17 protein-coding genes are annotated in these 22,065 nt (G+C 65.6%); 6 read left to right on the forward strand and 11 right to left on the reverse strand.

Annotated elements, in window-relative coordinates:
* Positions 1 to 3 precede the first annotated feature (3 nt).
* The 7 genes from GGR17_RS12660 to GGR17_RS12690 form a co-directional block, all read right to left on the reverse strand.
* Positions 4 to 2,160: a HEAT repeat domain-containing protein gene (locus GGR17_RS12660; protein WP_054539882.1), complete on the reverse strand. Its 2,157-nt coding sequence runs from the start codon at positions 2,158 to 2,160 to the stop codon at positions 4 to 6.
* Between the two features lie 69 nt (positions 2,161 to 2,229).
* Positions 2,230 to 4,905: an arsenate reductase (azurin) large subunit gene (locus GGR17_RS12665; RefSeq protein WP_054539883.1), complete on the reverse strand. Its 2,676-nt coding sequence runs from the start codon at positions 4,903 to 4,905 to the stop codon at positions 2,230 to 2,232.
* 12 nt (positions 4,906 to 4,917) lie between these two features.
* Positions 4,918 to 5,505, reverse strand: a complete 588-nt coding sequence (locus tag GGR17_RS12670; protein WP_054539884.1) for an arsenate reductase (azurin) small subunit — start codon at positions 5,503 to 5,505, stop codon at positions 4,918 to 4,920.
* Positions 5,506 to 5,519: 14 nt separating this feature from the next.
* A complete protein-coding gene (locus GGR17_RS12675; protein WP_037208872.1) occupies positions 5,520 to 6,644 on the reverse strand; it encodes a cytochrome-c peroxidase in 1,125 nt (374 codons plus the stop codon).
* A 13-nt stretch (positions 6,645 to 6,657) separates the two neighbouring features.
* A complete protein-coding gene (locus GGR17_RS12680) occupies positions 6,658 to 7,731 on the reverse strand; it encodes a cytochrome-c peroxidase (protein ID WP_054539885.1) in 1,074 nt (357 codons plus the stop codon).
* Positions 7,732 to 7,872: 141 nt separating this feature from the next.
* Positions 7,873 to 8,298: a c-type cytochrome gene (locus tag GGR17_RS12685; protein WP_082386676.1), complete on the reverse strand. Its 426-nt coding sequence runs from the start codon at positions 8,296 to 8,298 to the stop codon at positions 7,873 to 7,875.
* 185 nt (positions 8,299 to 8,483) lie between these two features.
* Complete coding sequence (locus GGR17_RS12690) at positions 8,484 to 10,703, reverse strand: hybrid sensor histidine kinase/response regulator (protein ID WP_183314783.1); 2,220 nt, start codon at positions 10,701 to 10,703, stop codon at positions 8,484 to 8,486.
* An 84-nt stretch (positions 10,704 to 10,787) separates the two neighbouring features.
* On the opposite strand from GGR17_RS12690, the gene GGR17_RS12695 reads away from it, so the two are divergent.
* Genes GGR17_RS12695 through GGR17_RS12715 form a run of 5 tightly spaced genes read left to right on the forward strand, consistent with a single transcriptional unit; the run spans position 10,788 to position 15,472 of the window.
* Positions 10,788 to 11,531, forward strand: coding sequence for a response regulator (locus GGR17_RS12695; protein ID WP_054539887.1), 744 nt, complete (start codon positions 10,788 to 10,790; stop codon positions 11,529 to 11,531).
* Between the two features lie 57 nt (positions 11,532 to 11,588).
* On the forward strand, positions 11,589 to 12,221 hold the full coding sequence (locus GGR17_RS12700) for a paraquat-inducible protein A (protein WP_054539888.1): 633 nt from the start codon (positions 11,589 to 11,591) through the stop codon (positions 12,219 to 12,221).
* On the forward strand, positions 12,191 to 12,820 hold the full coding sequence (locus GGR17_RS12705; protein WP_054539889.1) for a paraquat-inducible protein A: 630 nt from the start codon (positions 12,191 to 12,193) through the stop codon (positions 12,818 to 12,820). Before GGR17_RS12700 ends, GGR17_RS12705 begins: the two co-directional genes overlap by 31 nt.
* Complete coding sequence (locus GGR17_RS12710) at positions 12,817 to 14,907, forward strand: MlaD family protein (RefSeq protein WP_054539890.1); 2,091 nt, start codon at positions 12,817 to 12,819, stop codon at positions 14,905 to 14,907. Before GGR17_RS12705 ends, GGR17_RS12710 begins: the two co-directional genes overlap by 4 nt.
* A 1-nt stretch (position 14,908) precedes the next feature.
* Positions 14,909 to 15,472 carry a PqiC family protein gene (locus tag GGR17_RS12715; protein ID WP_054539891.1) on the forward strand — a complete coding sequence of 188 codons (564 nt, stop codon included), beginning with the start codon at positions 14,909 to 14,911 and terminating at the stop codon, positions 15,470 to 15,472.
* On the opposite strand, the gene GGR17_RS12720 is transcribed toward GGR17_RS12715, so the two are convergent.
* The 4 genes from GGR17_RS12720 to GGR17_RS12735 all read right to left on the reverse strand — a co-directional run bounded on the left by GGR17_RS12720 (position 15,473) and on the right by GGR17_RS12735 (position 20,556).
* Positions 15,473 to 15,904 (reverse strand): universal stress protein, encoded by a 432-nt coding sequence (locus tag GGR17_RS12720; RefSeq protein WP_054539892.1) that lies wholly within the window; start codon positions 15,902 to 15,904, stop codon positions 15,473 to 15,475.
* The gene (locus tag GGR17_RS12725) at positions 15,901 to 18,516 is read right to left on the reverse strand and encodes a TRAP transporter permease (protein ID WP_054539893.1); all 2,616 of its coding nucleotides are present in this window, start codon (positions 18,514 to 18,516) and stop codon (positions 15,901 to 15,903) included. The genes GGR17_RS12720 and GGR17_RS12725 overlap by 4 nt, the downstream gene beginning before the upstream one ends.
* A gap of 158 nt (positions 18,517 to 18,674) precedes the next feature.
* A complete protein-coding gene (locus tag GGR17_RS12730; RefSeq protein WP_082386678.1) occupies positions 18,675 to 19,643 on the reverse strand; it encodes a TAXI family TRAP transporter solute-binding subunit in 969 nt (322 codons plus the stop codon).
* A gap of 43 nt (positions 19,644 to 19,686) precedes the next feature.
* Positions 19,687 to 20,556 carry a MurR/RpiR family transcriptional regulator gene (locus GGR17_RS12735; RefSeq protein ID WP_037208888.1) on the reverse strand — a complete coding sequence of 290 codons (870 nt, stop codon included), beginning with the start codon at positions 20,554 to 20,556 and terminating at the stop codon, positions 19,687 to 19,689.
* 129 nt (positions 20,557 to 20,685) lie between these two features.
* Here GGR17_RS12735 and GGR17_RS12740 point away from each other — a divergent pair, with 129 nt between their 5' ends.
* On the forward strand, positions 20,686 to 22,005 hold the full coding sequence (locus GGR17_RS12740; protein ID WP_054539894.1) for an aspartate aminotransferase family protein: 1,320 nt from the start codon (positions 20,686 to 20,688) through the stop codon (positions 22,003 to 22,005).
* Positions 22,006 to 22,065 lie beyond the last annotated feature (60 nt).

A 22,065-nucleotide genomic window follows, 5' to 3' on the forward strand; every position in this document is an offset into this window, starting at 1 on the left:
AGTTCAACCCGCCGGGCGTGATGCGGCGGGATCGCGGACGGCGGCAAAGGCCTCGAGCAGCACGAAAGCCTGCTTGCCGCCCAGCCCGCCCTCCAGCAGGCGCCCGGCCGCGCAGGCGTGCAGATCGGCCGACAGGCCGATGGCCCGGGCCAGCGTGTCGATATGATCCGAGGCCATCAGCGCATCGACAATGGTCTCCGCCCGGCCGCCGGCATCGCCCTGCGACAGGCGGTCAAGCGCCGCGTCGCGCACGATCCGGGCCGGATCGTTGAGAAAGGGCAGCAACGCATCCGCATCTTCGCCGCTATCGATACGCAGGGCGATGGCGCGGACAAGCGCATCCTCATCGCGCAGGCACAGGGCGCGCAACTCCGGTTTCGGGTCGGGATCCGACAGCACCAGTTGCGCCGCCGCCGCCCGCACCACCGGCAGCGGATCGCGCAGGGCCACGCGCGCCGCCAGGGCCACGTCACCGCAAGGCACGGCATCCGTGTAGCGTTTGCGCATCGCCTCCCACGCCGCAGCGCGCAGCATGTCGTCTTCGGCCGTGGCCTGAACCATCAGCGCCGCCCCGATCCGGTCTGACGGAAGGTCCGCCGCGATCCCCATGGCGAGCCGCGCCAGATCATCCGCCACTGTCTCGGGGCCTTCGACGGCACGGCGCTTGCGGCGCTTGGGGGCGGTTTCCTCCGGCGTTTCCTCGGCGGCTTCGGGCGCGCCCGGCTGATACTGGATCGCCGCCAGCGTCGAGGCCATGGCCGCATCCGCGCCCTGCGCCCCGGCCTCGATGATGTCGCCGTCGGGCGAAATCCGGACCGATGGCGCCGGGCCCTCATCCATCCGCGAGGCGCCCAGATCGGTGGCCGGTTCCGGCGCATGGGCAACGGTCGCGGCGGTGGCGGGCAGCAAGCGTCCGGTCATCGCCTTGGCCAGCGCCGCTTCGGCGCCGACCTCCCCTTGGCCCGCGCGGCTGCGAAGCGCGGTCAGTGCGACCATGCGGATCTGCTGCGACGGGTTCGCCAGAAGCGCGATCAGCCGTCCGGTGGCATGCGGATCTTCCAGGCGCGCCAGCCCCTCTACCGCCGCGATCCGTGCCTCCAGCGGGCGGGTGGCGTCATCCGCCAGTTCGACCAGCGCCAGATCGGCCCGGTTCGGCGCCAGCCGGGCAACCGACAGGGCCGCCGCCGCGGCCAGCGTGGCGCCGGCGCTGCGCAGCCATGCCAGCAGGTTGTCCACGAGCGCGGCGTGAAGCTCATGCTCCAGCGGCAATTGCAGCCGGTCCAGCGCGGCCGCCTGAACCTTTTCGTCAGCGTCGGACAAGGCCGCGATCGCCAGTTCGGGCCGGCCGGCCGCGAACCGCAGAACGGCGGCGCGGCGCAGGCCGGCATCGGGATCTTTCAGCGCCAGGGCCGCCGCCCTGTCATCGCCCGCATCCAGCAAGGGCAACCCCAGCGCGCGCAGCGCGGCCATGTCATCGCCCAGAATGTGATCCAGATGCGGCGCCAGCGCCTCGGCGCCGGTCGCGGCCAGCGCGGAAAGCGCCCGCTTGCGCCCCAGCCCCTCCTCCGTCTGGGCCACGGCCAGAAGCCAGGCGGCGCCTTCGCTGCCAAGCCGGGCCAGCGCGCCGAAAACGGGGGCGTCGAGGGTCTGGCCGAACTCGTCATCGCGGGCGGCGAGCATGTCTTGCACCGCATCCGCGATGCCAAGCCGGGCCAGCGCCTCTATCGCGGCGATCTGCACGTCGAGCCAATCGTCCCAGACGTCATCCTCATCTTCCCACGCGACACGGTCGTCACAGCGGCTGGTCACAAGCGCGCGCAGCAGATCGACCGAGCCGCCATCCCCCAGCTCGGCCAGCAGGTGCACGGCGGCGACCTTGACCTCGCGCACCGGATCGCCCTGGAGCGAGCGCCGGATCGCCGGCGCATCCTCGGGCGCGGCGAAACGGAACAGCGCCTCCATCGCGTCGGAGCGCACATCGGGGTCTTCGTCGACCAGCGCATCCAGCAGCGCGGCACGGGCGCGTTCGTCGCCGGACGATTGCGCCGCCAGCGCCCGCACCGCGGCGGTGCGCAGCACGTCGTTCCCGGTGCCCAGATGATGCAAAAGCGCGGGCGTCAGGTCAGGCGCGGCGGGCCGGGGCGTGAGGCGTTGCAACATGAAGTGTTCCTTTCCTGATGAAGGAAGCCCCGGCGGCATTGCACCACCGGGGCCGTTGGGCCATGCCGTTCAGGCGATATCGCGGCGGGCGAAAGACATGGAGCGGAACTGCTTTTTATACGGGCTCTCGCCCATGCGCCGCACCTGCCCCACGCCCATCTTGTAGTTGTAGTTGCCGCTGATCCAGTCGACGACCCGGCCCGACAGCGCGTTCGCCGGCTGCGCGGTGTGCAGGAAATCCATGTAGCCCATGTTCTCCTTCACCGCCGGGGTAACGATGGCCACCGCCGTGATCGAGGCGCGGGTCAGTTCGATATGGCCGTTCTTGAGCAGCTTGGCGAAATCGAAATCATCGCCCTCGACACCCACGATCGTATCGGTCTGCACCGGGATCCGGTCGGAGTAGACCTGCACATAGTCACCGCTTTCGATGCCGTGGGCCTCGGCAAAGCCGGGGTGCAGCTCGATCCAGTTCTCGGGCCAGCGCTGCACGATATAGGGACGGCGGCGATCGTCATAGCCCGACTGCCAGCGCTCGTTGATGCGGCCCGAGGTGATCCAGATTTCACCCTCGCGCGGCTTGAGCCATTCCCAGTAGCTGGAAAACAGCCCCCATGGCGCCTTCTGCAGGTTGCACTTGCCGGTCTGGGTATTGAAATGCGTCAGCTTCTTGTTGAACACATTCGCCCCGCTCGGCCCGGTTTCGGGCAGCGTGCGCGTGGTGTCATGCAGGCGCTTGGTGCCCTGCAGGCTGCCATCCTCCAGCATCAGAACCGGGCCCTGAATGCCGTTGGTGCCGAACTCGCCCAGCTTTTCATGCAGGGTCTTGCCCTCGCGTCGCGCGGCCACCAGAACCATGTTGAAATCCTTGCGCGAGCCGCGCGAATGGCGCGCGCCCTCTTCCAGCACGTCGTTGGAGGTCTGCCAGTCGAAGCCTTCGAAGCCCATCTTGCGCGCAAGCTGGGCGATGATCCACCAATCCGGCTTCGCCTCGCCCGGCGCGTCGTAGAATTTGGGATAGAGCCGCAGCCGGCGTTCGCCATTGGCGCGGGTAAAGGTCTCTTCGCCCCAGCCAGAGGCCGGAAAGACGATATCGGCGTAGCGCGCCCCGATCGGATCGACCAGATAGATATCCTGGTTCCACACCACCATGCCGCCGCTGTCGGCGCGCCGCTTCAGCGTATCGATGATGTCTTTCTTGTCAAAGCTCATCACCTGATGCGGGTTGCGCGTGGTCAGTTCGTCGAACTTGGCCTGAAGCGATTGCGACCCGCACATCGCCTGCACCCATGTGGTGCCGATCACATGCGCCAGCCGCGTGTGGCCCCCCATCAGATAGCGGTCGGTATCCATCGCGCGGCGCCGGCGGCCGGGCAGCTTTTCCGGCGACTTGTTGCGCGGATAGCCGCCACCGCGCAGGCCCCCCCGCTGGTGGCCACCGGCACGGCCGATCACCTGGCCCGGCCGCCCGCCCGCACCGACGATGATGCCGAGCGCGGAAATCGCGTTGGTGTTGCCGGTGTTGTTGGACCAGTAGAACCCCTTTTCGATCATGACCGAGGTCTTGGGCCGGGTGCCGTCGGCCTTGGGCTTGGCCATCCACTCGGCGGCGGTATAGATCTTCTGCACGTCGATCTGGGCGATCTCGGCGGCCTTTTCGGGCACCGCGTAATCCTGCGCCAGCAGCCATTCCTTCCAGTCTTCGAAACCGTCTGTCTGAAACATGCCCCAGGTCGTGCGCCACTGCCACGGCGTGTTGCGGGTGCCCTGGCCAAAGCCGGAAGACGACTCCCACTTGCTGTTGACCCAGTTCCTGATCCACGCGTCATCCTGCCAGCCGTTTTCGACGATCACCCGCGCGATGGCCAGAACCACCGGCAGGTCGGTGCCCGGCTGAATGTCGAGCAGCAGCCCGCCATTCTTCTCGGCAAAGGCCACGCCCGTGGTGCGCCGCGGCACCATGAAGATCGCCTTCTGCCCGCCCTGGATCGCGGGCATGATGAAATCGGTGAACAGGATCGTCTTGGTTTCGTAGGGATCGGTGCCGCAGATCAGCAGCGTATCCGCCTCGGCCCAGTCATCATAGGAAGGGCCGAAATTGTCGAAACCCGCATCGCGGAAGCCGGGGGTCGAGGTTACGTCTGACGGGGTGTCGTGGAAGGTGAAATTCGCCGTGCGCACGTGGCGCAGCGCGTATTTCGTGATGGCGTAGGTATTCTCCATGTAGCCATAGGAGAATGTCTTGACGTTATAGGCGTTGGTGCCGTGCTTTTCGAGCACGTGGTTGCCGACCTCGGCCGCGATATCCAGCGCGAAATCCCAGGTCACAGGCATCAGCACGCCGAACATGCGCACCATCGGTGATTTCAGCCGGTCGCGGGTGGGCGTCTGCGGGTTATAGACCTTCTGCGCGATGGCCCCGCCCCGGATCGACGAGTTACCGGTGTAGTTGACGAACTCGGTATCCTTGTCGGGGATGATCACCACATGGTGCGGCTCGCCGTTGTGCAGCACGATATTGTGCTGGTTCGGCGCGATCCACGGGCCCAGCGGGTTGACCGGGAAATCCTCGCCAAAGGCGTTCTGATCGGCCAGCGGGCCACCCTGGTGGCCGCCCCGCACCGGCCAGCGGTAAACCTTGTAGCCACAGGCCACGATGCAATAGTCGCAGGCGGTGGAGATCACATCGGCGTCGGGCGGCGGCAGCGGAACGGTTTCTTCCGGAACGTAATACGGTGTGGACATGTCGGTTCCTCCTCAGCCCTGCAGATTGTCAAAACGGCCGTAGATCAGCCCGAACATGCCGACGGCGTAGATATCGTCGCCATCAAGCTCCAGCAGCACCTGCGGCAGCGACTGATAGGCCTGCCCGGAGATGAAGATGCCATGGCGGGTCAGATCGAACGTCGTCAGGTGAAGCGGGCATGGGCCCAGCGCCTTGTCGGCGGCCTGGTAGGTGCCCTGCAGCGGCCCGCCCTGATGGGTGCAGGTGTAGTTGAAGGCCACCACATCCTTTTCGGGGCCGATACCACCCCCGGCGGCCTTGCCCAGTTTCACGAGGATGGATTCCGCGTAGAGCCCCTCGTCGGGATAGGTGAAATCGAACGGTTCATCCTGCGCAAGTTCCGACAGTCTGGCGATGAACTTGCGCTCGTAGGTGGATATCACGGCGGGCGTCTGTGCCTGCGGCATGCCCGGCACCCCCACCATCACCACGGTGGTGGCGATGCCGCTGGTCAGCAGGAACTGGCGGCGGTTCATCAGGCATTTGCGGGTGCCGGCCTGCGCGGCCTCGCCCTGGGCGCCGTTGATGGCGGCGGCGATATTCGGATCGACTTTGGTCATCTCCGGTCTCCTTTTCAGTTCTGCGCCACGGGCAGCGGTTCCATTTCGGGAAGCTCCGGATCGTCGGTCAGGATCTCTTCGCCGCTGAGGCTTTCGAGGAAGGCGACAAGATCGTCGATCTCGGCGTCGGACAGGCCGAGCGGCTGGATCAGCGGGCTCTTGTTCGCGGCGAATTCATTCTCGCCGCCGCCTTCGTTGTAGAACACCACCACATCGCGCAGCGTCTCGAGCATGCCGTTGTGCATGTAGGGATAGGTGTATTGCGTGTAGCGCAGGCTGGGGGTGCGGAACTTGCCCTTGTCGGATTTTTCCTTGGTGCGGAAATAGAGGCCGGGGTCGTCCTTGGTGTGGCGATACATCTCTTCGGTCGAACCTTTTCCGTAAAGCTCGAACCGGAAGGTGATCTGGGCGATCGGGTCGTCTTCCCAACCGTCATAGGGCGGCACGCCGGTGTTGTAGTATTTCTCGTCCGACAGCAGCGGCCCGTTGTGGCAGCTTACGCACTGCGCCTTGCCGGTGAACAGCTCCAGCCCGTTCTTCTGCTGATCGGTCAGCGCATCGTCATCGCCGCGCATGTAGTTGTCGAACGGCGTGTCGGTCTGCACCAGCGTCCGCTCATAGGCGGCGATGGCCATATAGGCGTGGCGGATGCTGGGCCAGTCGTCGCCGAACACCTCGCGGAAGGCTGCGCGGTATTCGGGCACGAAGGCCAGCCGGGCCTCCATCATGTCATCCTCGCCATTGCCGGCAACCCCGCCGCGCGCGGCCGAACGGGCCTGATGCTCGAGCGAGCCCGAGGCGCCGGCCCAGAAGGTCTTGCCGTAATAGGCAGAGTTGATCACCGTCTGGCTGTTGCGCCAGTGGGTCGTGCCCGGATAGCCGAAGCTGATCGGCGATTGCACGGCCCAGCCCGCCTCGGGGCGGTGGCAGGACGAACAGGGCATGCCGTAGTTGCCCGACAGGATCGGGTCGAAATAGAGCTTCTTGCCCAGTTCGATCTTCGCGGGCGTCATCGGGTTATCCGCGGGGATCGGCGGCGGGCCAAGCGGGGCCAGCGCGGCCGGGCGATCCGATTGCGCGGCCACCGGCGCGGCGGCCACAGCCGCCAGACCCAGGGCCAAAAGGAATTTGCGTGTCATTGTGCCGGCCTCCTCAGTTGTTCACGTTGCGCCAGTCTTCGATCAGCGAGTAATCGTAATCGTCCTCGCGCCAGACATAGGCGTCGGTGTCGAAGCTCTCGCCCGAAAGGCTTTCGAGATAGGCGACCAGATCGGCCTTCTCGCTGGGCACCAGGCCAAGCGGCTTCAGGCGCGGATCCTTCAGCGGGTCGTCGCCACCGCCGGCGTTGTAGAAATCCACCACCTCTTCCAGCGTCTCCAGCGTGCCGTTGTGCATGTAGGGCGCTGTCCAGGTCAGTTCGCGCAGGCTCGGCGTCAGAAAGCTGCGGGCCTTGTCGGGGTTGTGGGTGCGGATATAGGCGCCCGGATCCTCGCGCAGGTTCATGTAATTCTCGATGCCCATGAACTTGGCATAGGTCACGAAGGCCGAATGCCGTTCCGGGTCGGCCCAGATTTCGGGGTTGTCGGCAACGCCGGTGTTGTGGGGCCGGTCGTCGGTGAAGCGCAGGCCGGAATGGCAGCTTGCGCATTGCCCCTTGCCCTCGAAGATGCCCTGCCCGCGCTGCGCGGCGGCCGAAAGAGCACCGGTATCGACAGGCGCCCCGCGCGACACGATGGTTTTCATGAAATCCATCAGCGCGTTGCGCGCGCCACCGTTCGACGGCTCGCTCATGCCCGCGGCCCTGAACATCTCGACATAGACCGGGTCCTGCTTGAGCCGCTCCTGCATGATGCGCATGTCCATGTTCATCAGATAGGTCTCTGTGATCATCTCGCGCGCGACGTCGTTGAGGTTGGTGCCAAGGCGCCCGTCATGCAGCCAGGCGTCGCGATAGCCCACATTGGCCAGCGTCGGCGTGTTCCGGAAATGCGCGGCGCCGCTATAGGCGTCCGACAGCGGCTGGCCATCGGTAAAGGCCTTGTCGGGCTGGTGGCAGCTTGCGCAGGCAAGCGCGGTGTCGCCTGACAGACGGTAATCATAGAACAGACGCTTGCCCAACTCGGCTCGCGCCGCGTTGACATCCATCGGCGCGATGGGGGCGCTGTCTTGGGCGATTGCGGCGGTGCCCGAAAGCAGCACGCAGATAAAAGCGGTTCTCAGCATCATTGCCAGCCTCCTTTCCGGCTGCCCGAACCGGCAACCGGCCTGTGCCACATCCGCCCGTCGCGGTCTGTTTGCGGCTTGTCCTGTGTCATGGTGTCGTCCTTTCGGCGCGGCGGCCGGCCACAACGCGGGGCCGGCGCGCGTTCATTCGCTGATCCGGGTTCCGTCGGCCTGGAAGGAGGCGAGATAGGCGATCACATTCGCCGCATCCTCGGGCTTGCGCAGCCCCGCGAAACTCATCTTGTTGCCCGGCAGGAATTTTCGCGGAGCGGCCAGATAGTCCGCCAGCGCCTCTTCGGTCCAGATCAGGCCGCTGCCGCTCATCGCGTCGGAATAGCGGAAACCCTCATAGCTTCCCGCCGCGCGGCCCACGACACCGTTCAAAGCCGGGCCGACCCGGGATTTCGCGCCCTCGCCCACCTGATGGCAGGCAGCGCATTTCTTGAAGATCTTCTCACCCGCCGCCACGTCGCGTGCCTGTGCCGGTGCCGCCAGCGCGATGCCGGCGCACAGGGCCGCGATCGCCCCGCTCCGATTCCGTGTGTGATTGCCTGAATTCGTCTTGCGCATGTCGCACCCCTCCGCCCGTTAAAAGGCCCGCGCGCGGTGGGGTTTCAGCCGGGGCTCACCCGGACGACCGCCGCGCATGATGATCTGCGGTCAGGCTAGCGGATTCGGTATTTGCAGATGTTGCGCGCGGCGTGGCGGTTTGGAACTTTTTGTGACGAAATGTGATGGCGCCGAAAACGCCCCCGTCATGCGCCACGCGTATCGAGCATTGCCCGCACGCGCCGGGCCAGCAGCGCGGGATCGACAGGCTTGTCCAGAACGTCGGGCGCGGGACCGGACAGGGTGATCCCCGAGGGCGCGTAGCCGGTGCAGAAGATGATCGGAACATCGGGGCGCAGCCGGCGCATGGCTTCGGCCAGTTCCTCGCCGCTCAGGCCGGGCATGACGACATCGGTGATCACCAGATCATATTGCCGGGGGCGGCGGCTGAACCGCTCCAGCGCGACCACCGAAGAGGTGAACGCCTCGACCTGATAGCCAAGCCGCAGCAGCATCCGGCGAAAGGTTCCGGCGACTTCGCTTTCATCGTCGATCAGCATCACCCGTTCGCGGCCGCGCGGGATCTCGTCGGGCGGGGCCTCGCTTTCCAGTTCGGCCTCGCGCGCGCCGGGCAGGAAGATCGCGAAGGTGGTTCCGGTGCCAAGCGCGCTGTCAAGCGCGATCCCGCCCCCCATCTCCTCGACCAGCGCCGAGACCACGGCCAGCCCAAGGCCGGAGCCCTTGCCCAGCGGCTTTGTGGTGAAAAACGGATCAAAGAGCTGGCGCCGCGTATCGGCGGACATTCCGGGCCCATCGTCTGTCACTTCCAGCCGGACCCAGCCGTCGGGCCGTGGCGCGAGCCCCTCGGGCAGATCCTCGGTAACGGCATGGGCCGACACGCGGATCGTTCCGCTTGCGCCGCCGATGGCCTCGGCCGCGTTGCGGCACAGGTTCATCAGGATCTGGTGCAGATGCGTGGGGTCGGCCATCACGATGAAGGGCTCGACGCCGTCGCAGCAATCGAGCGCGATGGTGGGCGGAATCGAGGCGCGCATCAGGCGCGTGACCTCGAGCATCAGCGTGGTCAGGTTGGTCGGCTGCGGCCGGCCGGGCTGACGCCGGGCAAAGGTCAGAAGCTCTTTCACCAGGCTTTGCGCCCGCCGCGCGGCGATGTCGATCTGCTCGATCTCGCCGGCGATCGCGCTGCCTGCGGGCGCGTCCAGCGCGGCCAGATGCGCGGCACCGACGATGGTGGTCAGGATGTTGTTGAAATCATGCGCCACGCCGCCCGCCAGAAGGCCCACGGCCTCGAGCTTCTGCGCGCGCACCACCTGATCGCGCGCATGGCGCCTTTCGGTGATATCCTCGGCAATGCCGATGAAGTTCTGCACCGTTCCGTCGGGTCCGATCAGCGGCAGGATGGTCGTTTCCGCCCAGTAGCTGCCACTGTCCTTGCGCCGGTTGCGGAACACCCCCTGCCATGTTTCCCCGCGCGCGAGGCTTTCCCGGATCTCGCGATAGACCTCGGGCGGGGTGTCGCCCGATTGCAGAAAGCGCGGCGTCTTGCCCTCGACCTCGGCGCGCGTCCAGCCGGTGATATCCTCGAAACGGCGATTGGCATAGAGTATCCTTGCATCCATATCGGTGATGAAGATCGTCGCCGGGCTCTGCTCGACAGCGGTGGCCAGCCGCACCTCGGAGGTTTCCAGCCGGCGACGCACCCGCAGTTCATCGGCCAGACGGTGCATCGCCCGGCGCATATCAAGCAACAGCACCGCGAACAGCACCCCCAGCGTCAGCGCCGCCACCACCAGCGAGACGACCGACAGGAAACCGACCCAGATCAGCCGCTCGCCTTCTCCGACCGCCTGAATGATCCGCTCGGTGCTTTTCTGTCGGTTGGCCTGCCACAGGCGTTCAAGCTGGCCCAGTGCCTCTATCGCCGCGGTATCATCGACCCGCACCAGCCGGTCGGTGCGCGCCACGTCCCAGCCTTCCTGCGCGGCCTGCACGGCGATGGGCAGCTTGACCTCGTATTCGCGCACCGTGGCGCCGATCACCTCCAGCGCGGCGCGTTCCTCGGGGCCGATGGGTGCGGCCAGGTAATCCTCGATCACCGCCTGGAACTGCTCGAGCTGCACCCTGGTCTGATCCAGACAGAACGGGTCCTGCCGCAGAATGTAATTCTTGAAATCGTGGATGACGCCGCCGTATCCCAGATAGCCGCGGATCGAGCTGATCCAGACGCCCTTCTTCCCGGCATCGCCGGAATAGTTCAGCCAGCTTGCCTCGATCTCGCGGAACTGGGCGCGGGTCTGGATGCCCAGATAGGGGCCCAGCGACACCGTGACGAGCAGCAGGAAAAGCGCGGCGACACCGATTGCGTAGGATCGTGCAAGGGATTTGCCGGTGTTCGACCCGTCCACAAGATGGCTCCCGACAGCGGTCTTTTGTTGCGAATGCAGCCTGACTGTGCAAGATAAAGTCTGTAAATAAAAGGAAAAAGACCGATGCAGGATCATATCCTGATCGTGGATGACGACCGGCAGCTGACGTCATTTCTGGAACGTTTCCTTGCGAAACAGGGTTTTCGCGCCACCTCGGCCGGAAGCGGTGAACAGATGCGCATGGCGATGGCCCGGCACGAGTTCAGCCTGATCATCCTCGATCTGATCCTGCCGGATGTGGACGGGTTCGAAATGGCCCGCGAGGTGCGGCGCGACAACCGGGTGCCGATGATCATGCTCAGCGCCCGCGACGAGGTTTATGACCGGATCATCGGGCTGGAACTGGGCGCCGACGATTATCTCACCAAACCCTATGAGCCGCGCGAGTTGCTGGCGCGCATCCGTTCGGTCCTGCGCCGCAGCAAGCCCGCCGATGCCGAACTCGCCGGCGCCCTGCCGCCGGTCCGCTTTCTTCGGTTCGGCGATCTGACGCTCGATCTGGTCGAGCGCCGGCTGACGCGTGACGGCGGGGCCGAAGATGTCTATCTGACAAGCACGGAATTCGCGCTGCTGCGCGCGCTGGCCCAGGGCGCCGGAGAGGTTCAGACCCGCGAGCGTATCCTCGAAACCGTCTATGGCAATGCGGTCTCGATCACCGACCGGGCGATCGACGCGCATATCGTCCGGCTGCGGCGCAAGATTGACAATGGCGATGCGGCGGATTCAATGATCCGGACCGTGCATGGCAGCGGGTACCTGCTTGCCGCCGAGGTCGAGGCCGCGCAGGGCGACGGCACGTCGCAGTGAACCGCCGCCGCGCCCGCCCCGGCGGCCCGTTGCCCCGGCCACAGAAGGAGGCACAGAATGGAGCCCGATGATCCCGACCCGCTTTCGCCGCTGATTGCCTGCCCGGGATGCGACGCCCTCTACCGGGTTGTCGATGTGCCCGACAATGCGCGTGCCCGCTGCAATCGCTGCGGCGCGGTTCTGATCACCCCTCGGCCGGGGGCCTTCGCGCGGATCACCGCCTTGTCGCTTGCCGCCGTCGTCCTGATGGTTGCGGCGGTGTTCTTCCCGTTTCTCGCGCTCGATGCCGCCGGGCTGCACAACTTTGCCTCGGTGTTCGATGCGGTGCGCGCCTTTTCCTCGGGGCTGATGCTGCCGCTGTCGGTGGCGGTGGCGGGGCTGATCGTGCTGATCCCGCTCGCCCGGCTGGCGGCGATCCTTTATACGCTGGCGCCGATGGCGCTCGGGCGCGCGCCGCTTGTCCATGCCCGCGCCGCGTTCCGGCTGGCCGAGGCGCTGAAACCCTGGTCGATGGCCGAGGTCTTCATCGTCGGCGTCGCGGTCGCGCTGATCAAGGTGTCGGGGCTGGCCACGGTCTCGCTCGGGCCGGCGTTCTGGGCGTTTGTCGGCCTCGTTCTCGTCACAGTACTTCAGGACAATTTCATGTGCAGGTATTCGATATGGAAATCGCTGGAAAACCGGGCCCCCTGACCGCCCGCGCGGCGGGGCTGGTGGCCTGCCGCCGCTGCGGCCGCGTCCATCCGGGCGGGGCGCAGATCTGTCAGCGCTGCGGCGGGCCGATTTCCAGCCGCGAGATCAAAAGCCTGCAACGGGTCTGGGCCTGGCTGTTTGCCGGCATGATCCTCTACATTCCCGCCAATATCTATCCCATGCTGCTGACCTCGACCCTGGTCAGCAAACGCGAAAGCACGATCATCGGCGGCGTGATAGACTTGGCGCATCACGGGTCTTACGGGGTTGCGCTGATCGTGTTCGTGGCCAGCGTGATGATCCCGATCGGCAAGTTCATCGCCATCAGCTATCTGGCGCTCAGCGTGCAGTGGCCCATCCGCCAGCACAGCCATTTGCGCCACAGGCTGTACGAAGTGACAGACTTCATCGGCCGCTGGTCGATGATCGACGTGTTTGTGGTTGCGATCCTGTCATCGCTCGTGCAACTGGATACGGTGGCTACGATCAACCCCGGCATCGCCGCCGTCAGCTTTGCACTATCGGTGGCCTTCACGATGCTTTCGGCCCAAAGTTTCGATTCACGAACAATCTGGGACAGTGACAGACCCGCGGAATGAACGACGTTACCCCCCCTGAACCCGAGATCCGGCCGGCACGGCCCGCATTCTGGCAGCGGCTGTCGGTGGTCTGGCTGGTGCCGGTTCTGGCGCTGGCCATTTCGCTGGGCGTGGCCTGGCAGAACTATTCGCATCGCGGCCGGCTGGTTGAAATCTCTTTCGCCAATGCCACCGGCGTGGTGGCCGGCAGCACCGCGATCAAGTTTCGCGACGTGACGGTCGGCACGGTCGAGAAGGTCGGCTTTTCCGGCGACCTGTCGCGCGTCATCATCACCGCCCGGATCGACAGGGATGTCATCCCGTTTCTCGACGAAGACGCGCGGTTCTGGGTGGTGCGCCCGCAGGTTTCCGTGCGCGGCATCTCGGGGCTCGATACGGTTCTGTCGGGCGTGTTCATCGAAGGATCGTGGAATTCACAGAGAGGTACCGCGCGGCGCAGCTTTACGGGGCAGGACGAGCCGCCGCTGGTGCGCCCGGGCCAGCCCGGCACCCAGATCGAACTGCACGCCCGCGACGGCAACAAGCTGGCCGCCGGGGCGCCGATCCTGCACAAGGGGGTCAAGGTGGGCTATATCGAGGAACCGCGGCTGAGCCCGTCGGGCGATGGGGTGGTGGTTCAGGCCTTCATCGAAGGCCCGCATGACCGGCGCATCACCTCGGCCACGCGGTTCTGGGACACGTCGGGATTTTCCGTCTCGCTCGGGACGGCGGGGGTGACGCTGAACATGAGCAGCCTTGCCTCGCTGGTGGAAGGCGGGGTCAGCTTCGACACGCTGATCTCGGGTGGCGATCCGATCACCCAGGGGCAGGTGTTCGACATCTATGAAGACGAGGCTGCCGCCCGCGAAAGCCTGTTCAACGACGCGACCGCCGCGCCGGACGATCTGCACCTGTCGGTGCTGTTCGACGGGTCGGTCAGCGGGCTGACCCCCGGCGCCGATGTGCGCTTTCGGGGCGTTCGGATCGGCGAGGTGTCAGACCTGATCGCGCAGGTGGAAGAGGTTGACGGGCGGCGCCGCATCCGGCTTCTGGTCAACCTCACGATCAAGCCGAGCCGCCTGGGCTTTGGCGATGATCTGAGCGCCGAAGGCGTGATGACGCTGTTGCAGGATTACGTTGCGCGCGGCCTGCGCGCCCGGCTCGCGACCAGCAGCATCCTGACCGGCGCGCTGATCGTCGAACTCGTCGAGCTGACCGAGTACACCCCCGCCACCATCGACATGGAGGCGAAACCCTATCCCGTGCTGCCCGCCACCGAAGCCGAGCTTTCGGATTTCGACGCGACGGCAGAGGGGGTATTCGAACGCATCAACGCGCTTCCGGTCGAAGAGCTTCTGTCTTCGGCCATATCGCTGATGGACAGTCTGGAGCGGCTGGCCAACGATCAGGCATTGCAGGAAACGCCCCGCACCATGAACGCGCTTCTGGACGAGGCGCGCGCGCTGATCGGATCGGCCGACACCCAGGCGGTGCCGGGCGAGGTGCGGGCCGCGATCGGCGATCTGCGCAAGATCACCGACGAGCTGGAACAGGCCCGCACGGTGGCAAAGCTGAACGACGCGATCGACAGCGCAGCCTCGGCTGCCGCCAATATCGACACGGCCGCGGCCGACCTTCCGGAGATCACCGAACAGGTCAAGGCGCTGGGCGACAAGGCCAACAGCCTGGCCGTGGAAGAGCTGGTCGACGCCGCCACCAGGGCGCTGGCCTCGATCGATGCGCTGATCGGCACCGAGGATGCGCGGCAGCTTCCTCCGGCCCTGACCGGCGCGCTGAACCAGGTGCGCGGCTTTCTGGCCGAACTGCGTGAAGGCGGCGCCATCGGTAACGTCAACTCCGCGCTGGCATCGGCCGAGGCGGCGGCGGATGCCGTCGAAAACGCCGCCGCCAGCCTGCCCGCCCTGTCGGAACGTCTGAGCCGGGTCGTGGCCGAGGCCGAAGCCCTGCTTGGCAGCTACGGCGAGCGATCCCGTTTCAACGCCGAAACACTTGCCACCTTCCGCGACATCCAATCCGCGGCCAACGCCATACGCACGCTGGCCCGGACGCTGGAGCGTGACCCCAACTCGATCCTGTTTGGAAAATGACATGAGCCCACTGCGCGCCCTGGCCGTCGCCCTCGTTCTGCTGCTTCCCGCCTGTTCCGCGACCGGTCCGGGCTATCAGATGGAGCCGGTCACCTCGGACCTGCGCGTCAGGCCGGCGGTCCGCTCCGTGGTGGTGCGCACCGTTTCCCTGCCGGCCTATGCCGCGGCCGACGAGATCGCGCTGCAGAGCGCCACCGGCGCCATCGAAACCCCCGGCGGGCTCTGGGCCGACACGCCCGAGCGTGCGGCGACGCTGGTGATCGCCCGCCACCTGGCCGAGATCACCTCGGCCACCGTGGCCGCCGAACCCTGGCCGCTTGACGCATTGCCCGATGTCAGCGTCGATATCCGGGCCGAACGGCTGCTGGCCGGGGCCGACGGTGTGTTGCGGCTGAGCGGGATGTATTACGTCAGCGGCGAAGGGCGGCCGTTTGACAACACCGCCGGCCGGTTCGACATTCCGGTGCCGCTGGAGGGCGCAACCCCCGGCGCGATCGCCGCGGCACAGGCGAACGCGCTGCGGCAATTGTCGGAAACCATCGCTCGCGCGCTGGCGGCCCGCTAGCTAGCGCACCACATAGACAGAGCATTTGGAGTGGCGCACCACCCGCGCCGCGTTGGGCCCGAGCAGGTAATCGCGCAGCTCGGGCTTGTGCGAGCCGATCACGATCAGATCCGACCCCGCCTCGCGCGCCGCATGCAGGATTTCCTCGTAGGCCTTGCCGGTCGCCACGATGTGGCGCACCTTGGCGTTGGCTTCGGCGCCGATCGTGGACGACACGAAATCGTTCAGCATCTCCCGCGATTTGGCGACCGCCTTGTCATGAAAGCTGTTGTCGAAATAGGATCCCACCACGCTCATCCCGAAATCGGGAACGACGGTGATGACATCAAGCCGCGCGTCATCCAGCCGGGCCAGCTTGTCGGCGGTCAGCAGCACGTTGCGGTCAACCTCGGGCTGGCTCACGTCGATTGCGCAAAGGATCGAGGTGCTCATGCGGGAACTCCTTGCTGAGTGCGGGCCCGCGCCCGCTGAATGAACGCCAGCCCCGCCAGCAACAGCAGCACCGGAATGAAGATCAGCTCTTTCGGCGCCTGATCCGCCGCCGCCTGAACCGAGGCCACGCTGACCGGCGTATCGCCGTAAAAGTCAAACGAGCCAAGAGTTTCAAAGAAGGGCGTGCCGGGGAACGGCTCTTCCAGCAGCATCCCGTCGCCCTCGGGGATCGCGGTCAGCCCCAGCGCCTGCAGGCGCGCCGCGCCGCCCTCCTCCGGGCCGGCGGGCAGCACAAGGGTGGTTTCCTTGATCTCGCCCGTATCGAAATCCGGGCCCGACACGACGATGCGCAGCTCCTGCCCCTCATCCGCCGCGCCCATCGCCTGTTCGAGCGCGGCGGGCGCGATCGTTTCATAGGCGGGCTGAAACTTGTTCATCACGTAGTCGGGCCGGAACAGCGCAAAGGCGATCAGCACCAGCGCGATGCTTTCATAGATGCGGCTTTTGGTGACGAAATAGCCCATCGTTCCGGCGGTGAAGACCAGAATGGCGATCGTCGCGGTGACCAACACCAGAATGCCCTGTGCCCAGCCCACGTCGATCAGCAGAAGATCGGTGTTGAAGATGAACACGAAAGGCAGCGCCACCGTGCGCAGCGAGTAGAAAAAGGCGATGAAGCCGGTGCGGATCGCATCACCGCCCGAAACGGCGGCGGCGGCGAAACTGGCCAGCCCCACCGGCGGCGTCACATCCGCCATGATGCCAAAGTAGAACACGAACAGATGCACCGCGATCAACGGCACGATCAGCCCCGATTGCGCGCCCAGCTCGACCACGACCCCGGCCATCAGCGAGCTGACCACGATATAGTTCGCCGTGGTCGGCAACCCCATGCCCAGAACGAGGCTCAGCAACCCGACCATCACCAGCATCAGGATCAGATTGCCCCCCGACAGGAACTCTACCAGATCGGCCATCACCTGCCCCACCCCTGTCAGGGTGACGGTGCCGACGATCACCCCTGCGGTGGCGGTGGCCAGGCCGATGCCGATCATGTTGCGCGCGCCGTCGATCAGCCCCTGGATCAGATCACCCACGCCGGCACGAAAGGCGTTGACGGTTTCGCTTTGCCCGCGAAACATCGCCTTGATCGGGCGCTGGGTCAGCAGGATCGCGAACAACAGCGCGGTCGCCCAGAAGGCCGACAGGCCCGGCGATTTCTGTTCGATCATCAGGAAATAGACCAGCACCACGATCGGCAGCAGGAAATACAGCCCCGCCTTGTAGATCTTGCCCACCTCGGGCAGTTCCACCTGCTCGGCATTGGGGTCGTCGGGTTCCAGATCGGGCACCTGCGCGGCCAGCCACAACAGCGCCACATAGGCCACGAAGACCAGCGCCGCCAGCACCCAGCCCGCCCCCTCGGGCACCACCGAGGCAACCCAGCGCACCGGATATTGCACGCCGTAGCACATCGCCGCGAAACCGGCGAAGAAGACGAACATGCCGCCGATCGTCCTGGCCAGCGAAGTGGTGCGGTTGCCCAGCGTGGGCATGTTCCGCTTCACCGCCTCCAGATGCACGATATAGACCAGCGCGATGTAGGAAATCACGGCGGGCAGAAAGGCGTGGGTGATGACCTCGACATAGGAAATACCGACATATTCCACCATCAGGAAGGCCGCGGCGCCCATCACGGGGGGCATGATCTGGCCGTTGACCGAGCTTGCCACCTCGACCGAGCCGGCCTGTTCGCTGCTGAACCCGACCCGCTTCATCAGCGGAATGGTGAAGGTGCCGGTGGTGACGACATTGGCGATGGACGAGCCCGAGATCAGGCCCGTCGCGGCGGAGCCCACAACCGCCGCCTTGGCCGGGCCGCCGCGCAGGTGGCCCAGCGCGCCGAAGGCCATCTTGATGAAGTAGTTGCCCGCCCCGGCCTTGTCGAGCAGGGCGCCGAACAGCACGAACAGGAACACGAATTTGGTGGAGACGCCCAGCGCGATGCCGAAAACGCCCTCTGACGTGATCCACATGTGGCTCATCGCCTTTTTCAGCGAGGCGCCCTTCCAGCGGATCACCTCCGGCACGATCTCCGACGAGCCGAAGAACACGTAGAGCAGGAAGATCGTGGCGATGATCGCCATGGCCGGACCCAGCGCGCGGCGCGCGGCCTCGAACAACAGGATCAGCCCGACCAGCGCCACCCATTTGTCGGTATCGTCGGCCAGCCCGCCGGAATTGACGACCTTCTGATAAAAGAAATAGCCGTAAAGCGCGATGAAGGCGCCGGTGACGGCGAAGATCCAATCCTGAACGGGGATATAGCTGCGCGGGCTGGTGCGCAGGGCGGGATAGGCGCAGAAGGCCAGAAAGATGGCAAAGGCGAGATGGATCTGGCGCGAGTTGTTGATCACGTCGCCGGGCAGGATCACATTCGAAACCGGCGAGGCCAGCAGCACCTGAAACAGCGACCAGACAACCGCGACAACCGCCAGGAAGATCCCGACCGGCCCGGCCGGGTTGCGCGCGCCGGAGTCGGAGGCGGCGACCAGCTCCTGAAGTTCCTCTTCCGAAAGTGCGCGGCCATTGCTCGGCGACTTGTCCGTCATGTCCCAGATTCCCCGTTGGGCCGCGTTTCTGCGGCAATCATTACACACCGGCCTGTTGCGGGCCTGTCTCCGGGCGCGGGCGGTTCATCCGCCCGTCGGTTCAGAGAGGCCGGGGGCGGCATGCGCCCCCGGCCCTGTCGTCATACTGTCACAGTTGGTTATTCAATCCAGCCCTGTTCTTTGTAATATTTCGCGGCACCGGGGTGCAGCGGGGCGGAAAGGCCGGCCGTGGCCATTTCCTCGGGCTTCAGAATGGCGAAGGCCGGGTGCAGCTTCTTGAAATCCTCGAAGTTTTCGAACACCGATTTCACCACCGTGTACACGGCCTCTTCCGACACCGCATCAGAGGTCACGAAAGTGGCGCCCACGCCGAAGGTTTTCACATCCTCATCCGAGCCGCGATACATCCCGCCGGGGATGGTGGCCGAACGGTAGAACGCGTTTTCGGAAATCAGCTTGTCGATCTCGGTGCCTTCGACCGCCACGATGACGGAATCGCATGCGGTGGTCGCCTCCTGGATGGTGCCCGAGGGATGGCCGACGGTGAAGACGATCGCATCCACCTGATTGTCACACAGCGCCGCGGCCTGCTCTGCCGGTTTGAGCTCGGCGGCCAGCGCGAAGTCATCGGTGGTCCAGCCCTTTTCGGCCATCACCACCTCGAAAGTGCCGCGCGCGCCCGAGCCGGGGTTGCCCAGGTTCACCCGCTTGCCCTTCAGGTCGTCGAAGGTCTTGATACCGCTGTCGGCGCGGGCCACCACGGTGAAGGGCTCGGGGTGCACCGAGAAGACGGCGCGCAGGCCTTCGAACGGGCCGGCCTCTTCGAATTTCGAGGTGCCGTGATAGGCGTGGTACTGCCAGTCGGACTGGGCCACGCCGAATTCCAGCTCGCCCTCGCGAATGGTGTTGATGTTATAGACCGAGCCGCCGGTGGATTCGACCGAGCAGCGGATGCCATGTTCTTTGCGGCCCTTGTTGACCAGACGGCAGATCGCGCCGCCGGTGGGGTAGTACACCCCGGTCACACCGCCGGTGCCGATGGTGATGAACTCTTCGGCCTGCGCCGCCGGCGCGGCCATCAGGCCCACCGCCATGGCGGCGGCTGTGAATTTCAGTTTGGCAAACATCGTGAACTCCCGTGGTTGGTTTTGGGTTTGATACTCAGGGCGGTTATGCCCAGAATTCTTCCAGCATGTGGCTGCGGGCCTCGATCTCTTCGATCCTGGCCTTCGCCTCGGGCCCGGCGCGGGCCACCAGCATGCCTATGATGGCTTCCATCAGCACCAGCGTCGCGGCATAGGACGAAAAGAACTGCGGGCTGTCTGACGGCAGGATGAACTGTGCCGACGCATATTGCAGGGCGGGGCATGTGTGGGTGTCGGTGATGACCAGAACATAGGCGCCCTTTTGCGATGCCATTTCCGCGGCAAGGATGGCGCGGCGGGCAAACGGGGGTTTGGTGACGACGATCAGCGCGTCCTGCTCCCCCAGATCGGCCATGGCCGAAGACAGCGACGCGCCCATGCGCCCCGCCATCGACCAGTTCGCCGCAAAGTAATTGCCCATATAGGCCATGTATTCCGCCAGCCCGGTGGACCCGAGCGCGCCGAACAGAACCACGTTGCGCGCCACATGCAGCCGGTCGACCGCGGCCTCGAGCCGGGCAGGCTCGATCAGGCGGGTCGCCGCTTCGATATTGGCGATGCAGGCCGCGCCCTGACGCTCGAGGAAAGGGGCCGACTCGCCATTGGCCTTTTCCGCCTGCAACCGGCGGGCCTTTTCCGAAAAGCTGATGACCTGGCGGCCGATGGCATTGCGCGACAGCTCGCGCATGTCTTCATAGCTGTCGAATCCCAGCGCCCGCGACAGCCGCGAAAACGTCGATGGCGCAAGCCCCGAACTGGCCGAGATCGCGCGCAGCGACCGGGTGGCGACCTCTACCGGGTTTGCGGCAACGAAATCCGCCGCGACCCTGAGCTTCGCGCTCAGGCCGCCATATTCGGCCGCGATCTTTTCCTCAATCGACACAGCGTCGGGCATGAGCCCCCCAAGGATTCGATGAAACGGAGCGTTTCACGTGTTTTATTTGTTGTCAATAAATGAAACATATGTTCCAAAAATGATGGACGGCAGCATGGCCGCCGGGGATTCGCACGAAAGGAAGCCCCCATGTCACATATCTTTCCCCGCCACACGAAATCGGCCCCGCCCACGGTGGCGCGCGGTGAGGGCGTGTATCTGTATGACCAGACGGGCAAGCAGTATCTGGACGGATCGGGCGGCGCGGCCGTGTCTTGCCTGGGCCATGGCGATGCCGATGTGACCGCCGCGATCAAGGCGCAGCTGGATCAGGTGGCCTTTGCCCATACCGGCTTTTTCACCTCGGCACCGGCCGAGGCGCTGGCCGATCTTCTGATCGAGCATGCGCCTGCGGGGCTGGAGCGTGTCTATCTGGTGTCGGGCGGATCGGAGGCGATGGAGGCGGCGCTGAAACTGGCGCGGCAATATTATCTGGAAATCGGCCAGCCGGCGCGGCGCAGCATCATCGCCCGCCGGCAAAGCTATCACGGCAACACGCTTGGCGCGCTGGCCACCGGCGGCAACATGTGGCGCCGCGAGCCGTTTGCGCCGCTGATGATCGACACCAGCCATATCGCCCCCTGCTATGCCTATCGCCACCAGCAAGCCGGCGAAAGCGCCGAAGCCTACGGCCTGCGCGCGGCGAATGAGCTGGAGGCCGAAATCCTGCGCCTCGGGCCGGAAACGGTCATGGCCTTTGTCGCCGAGCCCGTGGTCGGCGCCACCGCCGGCGCCGTGCCCCCTGCGCCGGGCTATTTCAAACGTATCCGCGAGATCTGCGACCAATACGGTGTTCTGCTGATCCTCGACGAGGTGATGTGCGGCATGGGCCGCACCGGAACGCTGTTCGCCTGCGCGCAGGACGGCATCGCGCCGGATATCACCGCCATCGCCAAGGGGCTGGGCGCGGGGTATCAGCCGATCGGCGCCATGCTGTGCAGCGGCGCGATCTACAAGGCGATCGAGGATGGCTCCGGCTTTTTTCAGCATGGCCACACCTACATCGGCCATCCGGTGGCCGCCGCCGCCGCCCTTGCCGTGGTAACCAAGCTGACCAGCGGCGGCCTGGTCGGGCGCGCGCAGGCCATGGGCGAGACGCTCCAGGCCGCGCTTGCCGATGCGTTCGGCCAGCACCCCCATGTCGGCGACATCCGGGGGCGCGGCCTGTTTCGCGGCATCGAACTGGTCGAGGATCGGGAAAGCAAACGCCCCTTCGCCCCGGAACGCGGCATCGCCAAGGCGCTGAAGAAGGCGACCTTCGAGGCAGGGCTGATCTGCTATCCGATGGGCGGCACGATCGACGGGAAAAACGGCGACCACATATTGCTGGCGCCGCCCTTTATCCTGGACGACAGCCATGTCGAAGAGATCGTTACCAAGCTGGAAACGGCGATGCGCCAGGTTCTGTGACACAGCGCGCCGGCGCCGGGCGTTTCGGCACCGGCGCCATGCCAAGCGAAACGACATAAA

Origin of the sequence: Actibacterium naphthalenivorans (assembly GCF_014196965.1) — a bacterium.
GTDB classification, from domain to species: domain Bacteria; phylum Pseudomonadota; class Alphaproteobacteria; order Rhodobacterales; family Rhodobacteraceae; genus Actibacterium_A; species Actibacterium_A naphthalenivorans.

Coding starts and splice junctions, on each gene's coding strand:
- GGR17_RS12660 (WP_054539882.1), bottom strand. CDS start 2,160: ATGTTGCAACGCCTCACGCCCCGGCCCGCCGCGCCTGACCTGACGCCC.
- GGR17_RS12700 (WP_054539888.1), top strand. CDS start 11,589: ATGGAGCCCGATGATCCCGACCCGCTTTCGCCGCTGATTGCCTGCCCG.
- GGR17_RS12695 (WP_054539887.1), top strand. CDS start 10,788: ATGCAGGATCATATCCTGATCGTGGATGACGACCGGCAGCTGACGTCA.
- GGR17_RS12675 (WP_037208872.1), bottom strand. CDS start 6,644: ATGACACGCAAATTCCTTTTGGCCCTGGGTCTGGCGGCTGTGGCCGCC.
- GGR17_RS12735 (WP_037208888.1), bottom strand. CDS start 20,556: ATGCCCGACGCTGTGTCGATTGAGGAAAAGATCGCGGCCGAATATGGC.
- GGR17_RS12670 (WP_054539884.1), bottom strand. CDS start 5,505: ATGACCAAAGTCGATCCGAATATCGCCGCCGCCATCAACGGCGCCCAG.
- GGR17_RS12680 (WP_054539885.1), bottom strand. CDS start 7,731: ATGATGCTGAGAACCGCTTTTATCTGCGTGCTGCTTTCGGGCACCGCC.
- GGR17_RS12725 (WP_054539893.1), bottom strand. CDS start 18,516: ATGACGGACAAGTCGCCGAGCAATGGCCGCGCACTTTCGGAAGAGGAA.
- GGR17_RS12720 (WP_054539892.1), bottom strand. CDS start 15,904: ATGAGCACCTCGATCCTTTGCGCAATCGACGTGAGCCAGCCCGAGGTT.
- GGR17_RS12705 (WP_054539889.1), top strand. CDS start 12,191: ATGGAAATCGCTGGAAAACCGGGCCCCCTGACCGCCCGCGCGGCGGGG.
- GGR17_RS12710 (WP_054539890.1), top strand. CDS start 12,817: ATGAACGACGTTACCCCCCCTGAACCCGAGATCCGGCCGGCACGGCCC.
- GGR17_RS12665 (WP_054539883.1), bottom strand. CDS start 4,905: ATGTCCACACCGTATTACGTTCCGGAAGAAACCGTTCCGCTGCCGCCG.
- GGR17_RS12740 (WP_054539894.1), top strand. CDS start 20,686: ATGTCACATATCTTTCCCCGCCACACGAAATCGGCCCCGCCCACGGTG.
- GGR17_RS12685 (WP_082386676.1), bottom strand. CDS start 8,298: ATGCGCAAGACGAATTCAGGCAATCACACACGGAATCGGAGCGGGGCG.
- GGR17_RS12730 (WP_082386678.1), bottom strand. CDS start 19,643: ATGTTTGCCAAACTGAAATTCACAGCCGCCGCCATGGCGGTGGGCCTG.
- GGR17_RS12715 (WP_054539891.1), top strand. CDS start 14,909: ATGAGCCCACTGCGCGCCCTGGCCGTCGCCCTCGTTCTGCTGCTTCCC.